This is a genomic window from Acrocarpospora catenulata, assembly GCF_018476525.1.
In the GTDB taxonomy this organism is placed as follows: domain Bacteria; phylum Actinomycetota; class Actinomycetes; order Streptosporangiales; family Streptosporangiaceae; genus Acrocarpospora; species Acrocarpospora catenulata.
Map to the genome: position 1 here is coordinate 1 of NZ_JAHCST010000034.1, position 13,474 is coordinate 13,474.

A 13,474-nucleotide genomic window follows, 5' to 3' on the forward strand; every position below is an offset into this window, starting at 1 on the left:
GCGAGTCCTTCCGCATGAAACAGGCACGAACCAGGACAGGTGGACGCCTCACTAAGAAATAGTCAACTTCACCAGGATGGAGACCTTGATCCGGCCACCAGCGGCGACACGCACTTGGCCGTTGACAGCAGGCATAGCCCACCACCTGGTCCCCGCGTCGAGCCACGAGCAGTCGATACGGGCCAGTGGAGGAAAACTGTCGGAACCAGGCACGCCGCTCATCCACGCTGATCCGTCGAGTGTCGAAAGTCGCGATCGAGTTCGCCGCCACGTCGTTGAGGAGGTCGACAATTCCGGGAAGATCACCCTCATCTGCGACAGCAACCGCAACAGGTCCAGCACCATCAAACGTGCGCACATCGGTCATAGGTCACATTCTGATCAACCTGGGTCTGCCTCACCACCACCGATCGACCCAGCTGCACACCGTCAACGAGAAGGCGACGGGAAACGCCCTTCTTTCATTATCTGGGAAACGATCATGTTGATCCTGGGAAGCAATCTCCAGAAGTCCCACTCCATCACAGGCCAAACACACTCGTGAACGGCCCACTGCGGGCCGTTCTTGAGACGGCTCGGCTGAAGTTGACGGGATCCCGTCTGGTCTTGGTGATCAGGCGGGATCTTGTCGTTTCGGGGGTTTTCGAGTCGGGTTCGCCCTGGTTTGGGGGCCGCGGAGCAGGTGTCCGGGAAGGCCCAGGTGGTGCCAGGCCGCTGGTGGAGGTCCGAGTTCGCGTTGCTGGCATGGCGATGCCGCCGCCGGGCTGGGTGCTGCGACAAGGTGATCTGAATTGCGGTTATGGGACGGGTGGTGGGCTGCTGCGGCCCGCGAGTGGCATGCGGTACGTCTGTGGAGTACGCCCCCGCCACGAGGGGCTTCGGTCGGGCGTCGGGGGCAAGGCGAGGGGTTGGCCGCAGGGTGGGCGGCTCGTGGTCGGGTGTCGGTCAGGTCGATGGCGGTGGGCCGGCACGTAGGTATAACACTTTGCCGGAGAATATCTTGATGAAGTAGCGTGAACGGCGTGACTGCCGGGTCGGCCTTGGGCCACGCATCAGAGAGCAGCCCGGCTGACGCTTGATCGCCGGGTGGGCACGCGGCCCGCCGTCTTCTTCTCCATTCAGTACGGCACAGCAGGAACTACCAATGGAGAAGAATGGATTTCAACAAGCAGGTCATCGACGAGTTCCGCGCCAACAACGGCCAAGTCGGTGGTTATTTCGAGGGAGCGAGGCTGCTCCTGCTCACCACCACGGGCGCCCGCTCGGGCAAGCCACACACGACCCCGCTCGCCTACCTGCCCGACGGCGCCGGGCGCATGCTGGTCATCTCCTCCGCCGGGGGAGCGCCGAACAACCCGGACTGGTACCACAATCTGAAGGCCAACCCGCGCGCCACCGTCGAGACCGGCAGCTTCATCTTCGACGTCGAGGCGGAGGTCCTGGAGGGCGCCGAGCGTGACATGGCGTTCGCCCGCGCGGTGGAAGGCGACCCTGGCTGGGCCGGCTACCAGGCGAAGACGACGCGCACCATCCCGGTCGTCGCACTTCGCGTGGCTGGTCCGCCCCGGGGTAGCGCACCGTCGGGTGGTGCGTTCCTCAAGCTGGTGCACGATGGCTTCCGCCGCGAACTCGCGCTGATCCGCAGGGAGCTGTCCGATTCAGGACGGCCAGGCCTGGGTGTACAGCTGAGGATCAACTGCCTGACCGTCTGCCAGGGGCTGCACCATCACCACACGGGCGAGGACACCATGATTTTCCCCGGCTTGGCCGAGCAGCATCCCTCGCTCACTCCGATCTTGGAGCGGCTGGCCAAGGAGCACGACCGGATCGCCGTACTCCTGGAAGAGCTGGAGCAGGCCCTTTCCGGTGAGGATCCGGTGAAGGTACGGGCCGAGATCGAACGGCTCGTCGATGAGCTTGAAGCGCACCTGACGTATGAGGAAGAACAACTGATCCCGATTCTCGATCTCTCCTGAAGTCCGAGGAATTGGGAAACGATCTTCCTTTCCCCTCTGAATACACAGCGCAGCCGTACTCGTGAACACCCCAGATGGAAGTTGACGGGATCCTGTCTGATCTTGCTGATCGGGCGGGATCTTGTCGTTTCAGGGGAGCCCGAGCCCGGTTCTGCCTGGTTTGGGGGCTGCCGGGCATGGGTCGCGGAAGGCACGGGGGTGTCAGGCCGCTTGCGGAGCAGGGAGATCTTCTTGTTGCCGCCTCCGCACTGTGCGGCCACGTGTGCCGCTCACTGCCTCCGCAGATAGCGCCAGCCCAGTACGCCGTACCAGATCATGATTGGCAGGTAGAGGGCGTAGCCGAGCTGTTCCGATGCCTCCGACGGGTCGTCGGCCGCGGTCGTCCACGGCAGCGCGACCGCGGCCAGGCCGCAGAGCCCCGCGATGATGCCGGCCCCGCGAAGCCCGCTGGGCATGGGGACTCCTACTGCGGTGGCCGTCGCGGCGGCGACCCAGAGCAACCCCGCCAGGTTGACCGTCCACTTGGCGGTGAGCAGCACTGCGGTGGCCACAGTGGCGGCGGCCGGTGTGACCGGATCGGTGCTCAGACGGGTCAGTGCCAGGTTTCCGGCATCGTGAAGCAGTCCCGCCAGCCCGGCGGCGGCCAGCAGCCCACCGGCGAGCACTGTCAGGTGCGGCCTGGGCGCGACATGCGGGCTCGCGGCCATGACCAGCCCGGCCGCGGTCAACGCCAGCCAGCCCAGTATGTCGAAGGCCAGTTCGGTCAGGTGCAGCCCAACCTGCTCGCCCACTGCGGCGAGCGCGGCGTCGGGGTCGGCCGGATTCAGGGTCAGCCCCGATGGCACCACGATGGCCGCACCGGCAATCATGGCCACCAGCGAGATCAGCAGCAGGACACCGGTAAGCCGGGCCCCGGGGTTCAGATCAGTCATGGACGGTGACGGTAGAACCCTGACGCAGGGAGAAGGTCAACACGCTGAGGACAGGGAGTCGTCATGTGGCGGATCGGTCAACTGGCGCGTATGGCCGGGGTATCCCAACGCACCCTCCGTCACTACGACAAGATCGGGCTGCTGGTGCCCGCCGCGGTGGATCGAGTTACGGGTTATCGCTGGTACGGCGTGGCCGAGTTGTCCCGGCTGGAGCGCATCCGAGGATTACAACGCCTCGGCCTGCCGCTGCGCCGGATCACCGATCTGCTCGACGCGCCCGAGGAACAGGTGCGACAGGCCTTGGCCGAAAATGTGACGAGTCTCCATCGCGACATCGCCGCATTGGCCGCGACCGCTGCTCAGGCTGAGGACCATCTCATGACGCCCCTGTCGATACTGCCTCAGCAGACCACGGTGGGGCCGCGCCGCCTGCGCGTACGCCGCCTGCGTATCGAGCACGCGTCGGAGTTGGCCGTCATCTGCGCGGCGGGATCGCCGTCGACCTTGCTGACCTGGCTCGGCGGACATCCGACGGGTGGCTTCGCCGCAGCGGTGACCACCGATCGGGGCGGCGAGCAACTCATTCTGCCCGCCCGCGCCGTTGTGCGCGCCGTCGTCCCCTCCTCGATCGGTGTCGTCCGCGCCGGTGAGGAGTTGTTCGGTTGGTTGCACCGCCAGGGGCTGACCGTCGCCGGCCCCACTCTGGAAGATCACCTCATCGACGCGGGCGGTGCCCACGCCACCGTTCTGGAGGTGCCGGTGGACCGGAGCCACCATGTCGGCCTGGCTTGAAATGACTTGCGTGGTCTCCACCGGCCCGCAAGTCTGGCTCACCTAGCGCCTGGGCCACCTCCCTGGGTACGCATCGTCCGGCCGGAACTGGGGTTCAAGCCGTGGCGCGGTACGGCCTGGCGCGACCGCCGGTAGACGCGGTTCGGCCCAAGAAAGTTTCGGAGCATCCCAGTCCATGACCGATCAGTTCACGACGAAGGCCACCTATGGCCAGGTTTTCGCGGTCACACAGTTCCGTGCCCTATTCGCGGCTCGGCTGCTTGGCGTTATGTCGGACACGCTGCGGTCCGTCGCGCTGGCGGTGCTGGTGTTCAACCAGACCAACTCTCCGTTGTTGACGGCGGTGGCGTTCACGATCGGCTTCCTCCCCCAAGCCGCAGGCGGCCTGTTTCTCGCCGCGATGGCGGACCGGTTCTCGCCGCGGACCCTCATCACCACGGGTTACGCCCTCCAGTGCGCGGTCGGGCTGCTGCTCGCGTTCGGACACCTCCCGGTCGCGGTCAGCCTGCTCCTCGTCGCGGGCGTGGCCTGCCTGACACCGGTCACCACCGGAGCCGCGGGCCGAGTCCTGGCGGAGATCCTCACCGGCGATACCTACGTGCTTGGGCGTTCGCTGAACTACCTCGTCGCGGTTGCGGCGCAGTTGGTGGGCATGGCCGCTGGTGGGGCGCTGACCGCGTGGCTGGGCGTGGAGCGGACGATGCTGGTCACCGCAGGGGCGCATCTGCTCGCGTTGGTGATCAGCCGCCTGTTCCTGTCGCGCACGGAGGCGGTCCGCGCGGGCGGGTCGATCGTGCGTAAGACCTTGCAGGGTAACGCCGCGCTCGTCGCCGCCCCCGGGGTCGCCAAGCTGATCATGGTCCAGTGCCTGCCCGCCGCGTACTTGGCCGCAGCAGGAAGCCTGCTCATTCCGTACTCCGCGCAGCGTGCGTTCAGCCCAACGGAGACCGGTCTCCTGTTGGCAGCCACGTCAGTCGGCATGCTCGTCGGCGACATCGTGGTCGGGCGAGCGTTCGCGCCTGCCGCCCGGGAACGACTCGTCCTGCCACTGCTGCTGGTCATGGGCACGCCCCCGATCGCGCTCATCCTGGACCTGCCGCATCCGGCGATCGCCGCGGTGTACGTGATCACCGGCGTGGGATCCGCCTACCTGCTCGGCCTGCAGCGACGCTTTCTGGAGGCGGTCCCGTCCGACCTCCAGGGACAGGGTTTCGCGCTGCTCAACACCACCACTATGACCATCCAGGGGATCGGACCCCTGGTCTTCGGCGTGTTCGCGGAATTCCTCCCGGTCGGCCTCGCGATCGCCCTGACCGGGGTGAGCAGCGTGATCACCACACTCTTCCTGCGCGACGCGATCCGCCCACGCACGTCCGGCTGAGGCTGCCCCGAGAGTGCCAGCCCTGGCGAATGGGGGCAGCGGACGCCGTGGCGCCGGCCCCCTTCTGCTGTGGCGAGTGATGACTTTCGTCGATCGATGGCAAAAGAGTATGGGCAAGGCGAAGATCCCGCCGTATATTACGGCGAAGGACAGCGTTAATTTCTCAATGTTACAGCGACTGAGACCCAGCATCCGCCGTTGATCATCATATCGGCGGTGCGTAACCCCCCACGCCACGCTGAACGCGGCACCCTCACCGAGATGGGACTGGCCATGCGGAAATTACCCCTGTTATCCGTCCTACTGCTCACCGCACTCTCATGGCTCGTCGTACCGGCTCAAGCGCGCGCGGCGGTGCCGCCGCAGGAGCCGGGCGTCACCCTGCGCACCTACGACGTCCAGGTTGAACTGTCCAAGCTCTGCACGCTCAAGCCTGGTCAGACACCCAACGTGGACAAGCTGATGCCCGCGATCGACTGGACCTCCGACGCCGACTTCGGCCTGACCGACATGTTCGTCACCGAGGTCATCGGCAACATCTCCATCGCCGCCGCAGGCACGTACGAGTTCCGGCTCACCAGCGACGACGGCTCCCGGCTGCGTATCGACGACACCGTCGTGATCACCAACGAGGGGCGGCACGGGGCGATCGCCGTGGACGGCACGATCACCCTGACCACCGGCTACCACGCGCTGCGCATCGACCACTTCGAGCACCTGTACGGCCAGCGGCTCAAGCTGGAGTGGAAACCACCCGGATCCTCGGCGTTCACCCTCGTGCCGAACTCGGTGCTGAGCACGGACGCGGACGTGGTGCGGGTCACCGCCCCCGGGCGCAAGGAGTGCGAGAGCGGCGCCGACTCTCCGGGCGACGGGCTGCCGCTGGATTCGGTACACCCGGACTTCACGCTCACCGACCTGCGACCGGACGGTTTCCAGCCGCAGGTGACCGCGATGGACTGGCTGCCCGACGACCGGTTGGCGATCGCCACGTGGGGCGGCTCGGAAACCAAGCTCGGCGAGGTCTACCTGCTCGGCAACGTCACAGGCAATACCTCACCCGCGCAGGTGACCATCAAGAAGATCGCCAGCGGGCTTCAGGAGCCCATGGGCATCAAGTACGTGGACGGCAAGCTCTACGTGTCGGAGAAGTCCCGGCTGGTGGAGCTGAACGACACCAACGGCGACGAGGTCGCCGACAACCTCAGGACCGTGGCGACTTGGCCGTTCGGCGGCAATTTCCACGAGTTCGCGTTCGGGCTGCTCTACCGTGACGGCCACTTCTACATCAACCTCTCCGTCGCCATCAACTACGGCGGCGCCACCACCGACCCGCAGCCGGCGCGGGACAGGGGCACGACCATCAAGGTCAACAAGGCCACCGGCGCGGTCGAGTACATCGCCGGCGGTCTGCGCACGCCCAACGGGCTCGGCTGGGGTCCGGAGGGTGACCTGTTCGTCATGGACAACCAGGGCGGCTGGCTGCCCGCCTCGAAACTGGTGCACATCAAGAAGGACCGGTTCTTCAACCACTACACCAACCCTGACGGCCCGTTCGATGACAACCCGGTGAGCGCGCCCGTGCTCTGGCTGCCGCACAACGAGATCGCCAATTCCCCCAGCACGCCGCTGGTCATGAAGCGGGGCAGGTTCGCGGGGCAGATGTTGTTCGGCGACGTCACCTACGGCGGGATCCAGCGCGCCTACCTCGAGAAGGTCAACGGCGAGTACCAGGGCGCGGTCTTCCGCTTCACCCAGGGCCTTGAGGCAGGGGTCAACCGGATCAGCCTGGGGCCCGACGGCGCCATCTACGCCGGAGGTCTCGGCGCCGGCGGAAACTGGGGCCAGCCGGGCAAGCTCACCTATGGGCTGCAGAAGCTGACCCCCGGCGACGACAAGGCTTTCGACATCCTGAAGATGCGCGCGATCGAGGGCGGCTTCGAGCTGGAGTACACCCAGCCGCTGTCGGCCGAGACCGCCACGTCGCTGGCGGCCAGGTATCAGGCCACCCAGTGGCGGTACGCCGCGGCCTCCACCTACGGTGGCCCCAAGGTGGACGAGGAGCCGCTGACCATCACCTCCGCGAAGGCGACCGCCGGCGGGAAGAAGGTCACGCTCAAGATCGCGGGTCTCAAGCCGGGGCGCGTGGTGCACCTGCGGTCGCCGCGCCCGTTCAGCTCGGCATCGGGGCAGCCGCTGTGGAGCACCGAGGCCTGGTACACGCTCAACTCGATGGTCGACGGCCCGGCGACGGATACCACGTACGAGGCGGAGAGCGCCTCACACAGCGGCGGCGCGAAGCTGAACACCGACCATCTGAGCTACTCGGGAAGCGGCTTCGTCGACGGCTACTGGAGCGCGGGAGCGGCCACGCAGTTCGCCGTACGCGCGGCCGAGGCCGGCACGTACCACGTGGGCCTGCGCTACTCCAACGGCCCGCACCCCGCACCCGGCACCAAATCTCTGAGCGTGTACGTCAACGGGACCAAGGTCAGGCAGGTGCCGCTGCCCACCACGGAAACGTGGGACCTGTGGGCCACCCGGGTCGAACCGCTCGTGTTGCAGGCAGGCGCCAACACCATCGCCTACAAGTACGACAGCGGCGACACGGGCAACGTGAACCTGGACTCCATCACCGTGGCCGCGCGACCGGTACTCGAGGCGGAGAACGCGTCGCTGCGCGGTGGTGCGAACGTGAGCACGAACCATCAGGGCTACACCGGCACGGGCTTCGTCGACGGCTACACGGCCGCGGGCGCGAGCACGACGTTCACCGTGCGGACGGACTCACCCGGCATGCACAACGTCGGGCTCCGCTACGCGGCCGGCGCCGGTACGTCGGTGAGCGTGTACGTCAACGGCGACAAGGTCAGGCAGGTGCGGCTGGCCGGCACCGGCGGCTCGGACGCCTGGGCCGTCCAGACGGAGGCGCTCAGTCTGAAGCGGGGTGCGAACAGGATCGAGTACAGGTACGACTCCGGCGATACGGGACAGGTCAACCTCGACCACATCACCGTGTCGAAGGCACAGCGGATCACGCTGTTCGACGGGTCCAGTCTGGCGGCGTGGGAGAAACGGGCCGGCGGGTCGGCGACCTGGCCGATCGCGAACGGCTCCATGGAGTCCTATGGCGGCGACATCCGTACCCGGCAGACGTTCGGCGACTTCAAGCTCCACGTCGAGTGGTACGTGCCGGACTACCCGCCGGACGTGACCGGGCAGCAGCGCGGCAACAGCGGCGTCTTCCTCCAGGAACGCTACGAGATTCAGGTCCTGGAGTCCTACGGTGACACCACGCCGGCCGCCAACGAGGCGGGCGCGATCTACTCCAAGCGCGCGCCCGACTACAACATGGCCACCGCCCCAGGAACGTGGCAGACCTACGAGATCACCTTCCGCGCGGCCCGTTACACCAGCGCGGGAGTGAAGGTCGACAACGCGCGGGTCACGGTCGTCTGGAACGGCGTGGTGGTGCACAACGACGTGGCCATCGACGGCGGCACCGGCGACAACATCCCGGAGAGTGCGGCGTCGGGCGGGATCCGCCTCCAGGACCACGGCGACCCCGGTGAGAATCCCCGCTTCCGCACCGTGTGGATCGAACCCGTCTCCTGACCTCATCCGCCCGGCAGGCCGTCCCGCCCTCTGCGGGTGGCCGGCCTGCCGGGCCATGAGCGCGCCCCTTGGGTCTTTACCTCTCGTCTGCCTGGGTCTACGCTCCGAACTGTTAGGAAACTTTCCTTTTAGAAAGGTTCCCCACGTGCGCAGACTCGTTTCTCTCCTCCTGGGACTGGTTGTCACCGCCGTCCTGGCCAGCACACCCGCGCACGCGGCCTCCCGGCTCATCGCGACCTTTAGCCTGTCGGGCAACACCGGCAAGTTCGTGGTCGCCAATCCGGGAACCACCGCGGTCAGCGGCTGGTCGATCATCTTCGACCTGCCCGCAGGGGTCACCGTCAGCAACGCGCAGCACGCCACGACCACGCAGACGGGGACGCGGGTCAAACTCACCCCGGCGTACTACATCGCCACCCTCCAACCCGGGCGGAACACCGAGCCGTACAGCCCGACGTTCACCCTCAGCTCCCCGGTCAGCCCGACCTCCTGCACGATCGCGGGCGCGGCCTGCGACGGCAGCGGCGACCCGCCTCCTCCACCGCCCCCGGTCGTGGCCGAGTACACCGTGACCGGCACCTCCGCCACCTTCGTCATCACCAACAACGCCGCGACCTCGCTGACCGGCTGGTCGATCGTTTTCGACCTGCCCGCCGGGGTCACCGCGAGCAACGCCCAGCACGGCTCGATCAGCCAGAACGGGCGTACGGTGACCCTCACCCCCGCCCACTACAACGGAACAATCCAGCCCGGTCGCAGCACCGAGCCGTACAGCCCGTCCTTCACGCTCAGTACGGCGGGCGCGCAGCCGACCAACTGCCGGATCAACGACGTGAACTGCGACGGGTCCGCCGACACGCCGCCCGGCGCACCCGGCAACCTGACCTCGCCGGTCAAGACCACCCGGACGGTCACGCTGGCCTGGACGGCGGCGACGCCGGGCAGCCTGCCGATCACCGGCTACGAGGTGTACGGCGGCCCGGCCACGGTGACCACCACCGGGACCTCGGCCACCGTTACCGGGCTGAACCCGAACACCGCCTACACCTTCACCGTCAAGGCAAAGGACCGGAAGGGCACGCTGTCGGCCGCCAGTGCCGCGCTGAACGTCCGTACCAACAATCCGGCCGATGACACGCAACCGCCGAGCGTGCCGGGGAACCCGCGGAGCACGGCCAGGACCTCCGGGAGCGTCACGCTGGCCTGGACCGCCTCCACCGACAACACCGGCGTCGCCAACTACGACGTCCTGGTGGGCGGCACGGTGGCCACCACGGTCATCGGCACCACGGCCACGGTCACCGGGCTCTCGCCGTCCACCGAATACACCTTCACGATCAGAGCGCGCGACAGCTACGACAACCTGTCCGCGGCCAGCGTGGCGGTGAAGGCGACCACCGCCGACATCGTGGAGACCGGGTACGCCAGGGTCGGATACTTCGTGCAGTGGGGCATCTACGGGCGGCAGTACTTCGTCCGCAACCTCGACACCAGCGGGGCGGCGGCCAAGCTCACCCACCTCAACTACGCCTTCGGCAACATCGACCCGGTCAACCTGACCTGCCTGCAAGGGGTGACCAGGGGCACCACGGCCAACCCGCAGGACCCCAACCAGGGCGACGGTGCGGGCGACGCGGATGCCGACTACGGACGTCCGTTCAGTGCCGCCCAGTCCGTGGACGGGGTCGCCGACACCGGGTGGGAGCCGCTCCGCGGTAACTTCAACCAGCTCAGGAAGCTCAAGGCCAAGTACCCGAATCTGAAGGTGCTGATCTCCCTGGGTGGCTGGACCTACTCCAAGTACTTCTCCGACGTGGCCGCCACCGACGCCGCGCGCAAGAAGTTCGTCAGCTCCTGCATCGACATCTATGTCAAGGGCAACCTGCCGGTCGCGGGCGGAGCCGGTGGGCCGGGCTCGGCGGCCGGTATCTTCGACGGCATCGACCTGGACTGGGAGTGGCCGGGCGCGGAAGGCCACCCCGGCAACCACGTCAGCCCGGCCGACAAGGCCAACAACACCCTGCTGATCGCCGAGTTCCGGCGCCAGCTGGACGTGCTGGGCGCGCAGACCGGCAAGCGCTACCAGCTCACCGCCTTCACCCCGGCCGACCCGGCGAAGATCGCCGCCGGCTGGGACCTGCCGGAGGTCGCCAAGTCGCTGGACATCTTCAACGTCCAGGGCTACGACTTCCACGGCGCGGGCAGCGACAACTCCTGGGAGCCGAACAGGACCGGGCACCAGGGCAACCTGTACGCCGACACCGACGATCCCTACAACTTCCACTTCAGCGTGGAGAACGCGATCAACGTCTACACCAACGCCGGGGTCAACCCGCGGAAACTCACCATCGGCCTGGCCTTCTACGGGCGGGGCTGGCAGGGCGTCCCCGACGGCGGGAAGTTCGGCGAATGGCAGAACGCGACCGGGGCGGCCCCCGGCCAGTTCGCCGAGGAGGCGGGCACCCGCGGATACTCCAACCTGGTCGCCGGAGTTCCCGGCTGTACCGTCCGGCATGACGAGCAGGCGGTCGCCACCTTCTGCCACACCGGCAACGGCGGGCAGTGGTGGACCTTCGACGACGCCTGGTCCATCGGGAGGAAGACCGCCTGGCTGCGGAGCAGGAACCTGCTCGGCGCGATGATCTGGGAGATGTCCGGCGACACCGGCACATTGATGACCGCGGTGGACACGGGTCTACGGTAGTGCGACGTGGCCTCTTCCAGGCTTAGCTGGTACGTCGACGGGCGTACCGTTCGCCACCGAGCGTCGAGCTAACGGCCAAGTCGAAAAAAGGCCCCGGGTCCCAGGGCGGATTCGGGGCCTTCCGCGTCCCGTCTGCCATCGGCTGGTGAACGGTGCGGGAGACGGTGGGCGCATCATCGTCCATCCGGCCGGGCGGGAGCGGCGCTCGGTCCTGGGCCGAGCTGCGGTGATGGACCTCAGACGAGGACGGATCCGCCCGCGACGTCCAGGACGACGCCGCTGATCCAGGAGGCCGAGTCCGTGGCGAGGAATAGCGCGGCCTGGGCGACGTCCTCGACGGTGCCGAGGCGGCGGACGGGGTGGGACTCCACCAGGGCCCGCTGGATCTCGGCGGGGATCTGGCGCTCGTTGCGCTCCGTCATGATCGTCTCGGGTGCGACGCAGTTGACCCGGATGCCGTACGGGCCGGCCTGGGCCGCGAGGCCCTTGGTGAGGAGTTCTACACCCGCCTTGGCCGCGGCGTAGGCGAAGGGGGACTGGGGGGTGGGTCGGCGGGCCGCCGCGGAGGAGAGGGTGACGATGCTGCCGTAGCCGCGCTCCTTCATACCGGGCAGGAAGCTCTTGACCGTCAGGAAGGTACTGGTCAGGTTGGCGTCGATGCTGGCCTGCCAGCCCTCCTCGAGCTGCCGGTGACTAGAGCGACGCGGTTCTGAAGAGTGCTCATGGGGCGGGCTCGCTCTTGCTCGTGGGGTTGGTCCGGGGGCGGGTGCGGGGCAGCAGGGCGGCGACGAAGATCAGCCACAGGGTGCCGCCGAAGCGGACGACGGGGAGCAGGTAGGAGAAGCCGGAGGACAGGAGGGTCAGCTCGGCGACCATCCCGACGACGGCCAGGGCCAGTCCGGTCCAGGTGACGGCTCGCGGCAGCAGGCCTGCCATCAGTCCGGTCACGGAGATGCCGGCGGCGAACAGGGCGTACATGACCGCGTAGCCGGGGCCGCCCGAGATGAAGGACAGGTCGGCGAGCGCGCGGGCGAGTGCTGGGGAGGCGTCGGCGGGCAGGCGGCCGCCGGTCCAGGTGAACATCGCGGACAGGGTGGTGGCGCCGGCGGCCAGGACGCCTCCGACGAGGGTGATCGCCGACCCGGGCGCGGTGATGCCGAGCGCCCGGAGTCGCCGGTAGAGGATCGCGGCACATAGTGCGAGGGGTACTGCGGAGCCGAACAGCAGCAGGGCTCCGACCTTGATGGTGGTCGCATGGGTCTGGGCGTAGTGCAGGACCGCGGTGCCCGAGGCGTCGGGGTGCGGGGTGGAGCGGTTCACGACGACGTAGGCCACGGTCAGCGCGGCGAAGGCGAGGACGGGGGCGAGCAGGGGCGGCCCGGACTGTGGACGGCGGGTGCGGGCCGCCGAGCGCTGGAGGGCGGGGGCGACGGTCATGGTTCCTCCTGGGTAACTCATAGGCAAACCATAATGATTACAAAATGGAACGATTGTCAATCGTCTACCATGCGGCTATGAGCATGAGTCGTGCGCACGAGGGCACGGAGTCCCGCGGCGGCGCCGCCTTCCTGCTGGCGCAACTGGGGGCGCACGGGGCCCAGCTGTTCGCCCAGCGGATCGCCGAACTCGACCTGACGCCCGCGCAGGCGGGACTGCTGCGCCTGCTGGGCCGTTCCCCGGGGCGAAGTCAGCGCGAGCTCGCGGACCAGCTCGGTATGCCGGCCAGTCGCTTCGTACCGTTCGCCGACAAGCTGGAGGAGCGGGGGCTGATCGAGCGCCGCCGGAACACCAGCGACCGCCGCCTGTACGCCCTCCATCTGACCGACAAGGGGCTGGAGCTGCTCGCCGAGCTCCGCAAGGCGGGCGCGGCCCACGAGCAGGAGATGTGCCAGGGGCTCACCCCGGAGGAGCACCGGCAGCTGATCGATCTGCTCGGCCGCATGGCCCGGCAGCAGCAGCTGGCCCCTGGCGTGCACCCGGGGTACCGGTCAATTCGCCGCTGACCTGCGCGTCTTCCCACCATTGAACCGCGTACGACCGGGAATGGAACCACCACCGGACCTGCGCCGCGCCG

General features: G+C 67.8%; 9 protein-coding genes and 1 pseudogene. 6 read left to right on the plus strand and 4 right to left on the minus strand.

Annotated elements, in window-relative coordinates; all coding sequences use genetic code 11:
- The coding region (locus tag KIP79_RS28325; protein ID WP_214107986.1) for a GNAT family N-acetyltransferase at nt 1–367 on the minus strand (367 nt) is incomplete at its 3' end.
- 787 nt (nt 368–1,154) lie between these two features.
- On the opposite strand from KIP79_RS28325, the gene KIP79_RS28330 reads away from it, so the two are divergent.
- A complete protein-coding gene (locus KIP79_RS28330) occupies nt 1,155–1,976 on the plus strand; it encodes a nitroreductase/quinone reductase family protein (RefSeq protein WP_214107987.1) in 822 nt (273 codons plus the stop codon).
- A 269-nt stretch (nt 1,977–2,245) separates the two neighbouring features.
- Here the strand turns inward: KIP79_RS28330 and KIP79_RS28335 are convergent, their stop codons facing one another.
- A complete protein-coding gene (locus KIP79_RS28335; RefSeq protein ID WP_214107988.1) occupies nt 2,246–2,908 on the minus strand; it encodes a hypothetical protein in 663 nt (220 codons plus the stop codon).
- A 63-nt stretch (nt 2,909–2,971) separates the two neighbouring features.
- Here KIP79_RS28335 and KIP79_RS28340 point away from each other — a divergent pair, with 63 nt between their 5' ends.
- The 4 genes from KIP79_RS28340 to KIP79_RS28355 all read left to right on the plus strand — a co-directional run bounded on the left by KIP79_RS28340 (nt 2,972) and on the right by KIP79_RS28355 (nt 11,400).
- On the plus strand, nt 2,972–3,700 hold the full coding sequence (locus tag KIP79_RS28340; RefSeq protein ID WP_214107989.1) for a MerR family transcriptional regulator: 729 nt from the start codon (nt 2,972–2,974) through the stop codon (nt 3,698–3,700).
- A 175-nt stretch (nt 3,701–3,875) separates the two neighbouring features.
- Nucleotides 3,876–5,081 (plus strand): MFS transporter, encoded by a 1,206-nt coding sequence (locus KIP79_RS28345; protein ID WP_214107990.1) that lies wholly within the window; start codon nt 3,876–3,878, stop codon nt 5,079–5,081.
- Nucleotides 5,082–5,297: 216 nt separating this feature from the next.
- Nucleotides 5,298–8,696, plus strand: coding sequence for a 3-keto-alpha-glucoside-1,2-lyase-like domain-containing protein (locus KIP79_RS28350; RefSeq protein WP_214107991.1), 3,399 nt, complete (start codon nt 5,298–5,300; stop codon nt 8,694–8,696).
- A gap of 145 nt (nt 8,697–8,841) precedes the next feature.
- Nucleotides 8,842–11,400: a glycosyl hydrolase family 18 protein gene (locus KIP79_RS28355; RefSeq protein ID WP_214107992.1), complete on the plus strand. Its 2,559-nt coding sequence runs from the start codon at nt 8,842–8,844 to the stop codon at nt 11,398–11,400.
- A gap of 236 nt (nt 11,401–11,636) precedes the next feature.
- Here KIP79_RS28355 and KIP79_RS28360 read toward each other — a convergent pair.
- Nucleotides 11,637–12,080: pseudogene (locus KIP79_RS28360) on the minus strand (SDR family NAD(P)-dependent oxidoreductase); the annotation flags it as partial.
- A 40-nt stretch (nt 12,081–12,120) separates the two neighbouring features.
- Nucleotides 12,121–12,837 (minus strand): hypothetical protein, encoded by a 717-nt coding sequence (locus KIP79_RS28365; protein ID WP_214107993.1) that lies wholly within the window; start codon nt 12,835–12,837, stop codon nt 12,121–12,123.
- 77 nt (nt 12,838–12,914) lie between these two features.
- Here KIP79_RS28365 and KIP79_RS28370 point away from each other — a divergent pair, with 77 nt between their 5' ends.
- Nucleotides 12,915–13,403, plus strand: a complete 489-nt coding sequence (locus tag KIP79_RS28370) for a MarR family winged helix-turn-helix transcriptional regulator (protein WP_214107994.1) — start codon at nt 12,915–12,917, stop codon at nt 13,401–13,403.
- Nucleotides 13,404–13,474 lie beyond the last annotated feature (71 nt).

Coding starts and splice junctions, on each gene's coding strand:
- KIP79_RS28330 (WP_214107987.1), top strand. CDS start 1,155: ATGGATTTCAACAAGCAGGTCATCGACGAGTTCCGCGCCAACAACGGC.
- KIP79_RS28345 (WP_214107990.1), top strand. CDS start 3,876: ATGACCGATCAGTTCACGACGAAGGCCACCTATGGCCAGGTTTTCGCG.
- KIP79_RS28340 (WP_214107989.1), top strand. CDS start 2,972: ATGTGGCGGATCGGTCAACTGGCGCGTATGGCCGGGGTATCCCAACGC.
- KIP79_RS28335 (WP_214107988.1), bottom strand. CDS start 2,908: ATGACTGATCTGAACCCCGGGGCCCGGCTTACCGGTGTCCTGCTGCTG.
- KIP79_RS28365 (WP_214107993.1), bottom strand. CDS start 12,837: ATGACCGTCGCCCCCGCCCTCCAGCGCTCGGCGGCCCGCACCCGCCGT.
- KIP79_RS28370 (WP_214107994.1), top strand. CDS start 12,915: ATGAGCATGAGTCGTGCGCACGAGGGCACGGAGTCCCGCGGCGGCGCC.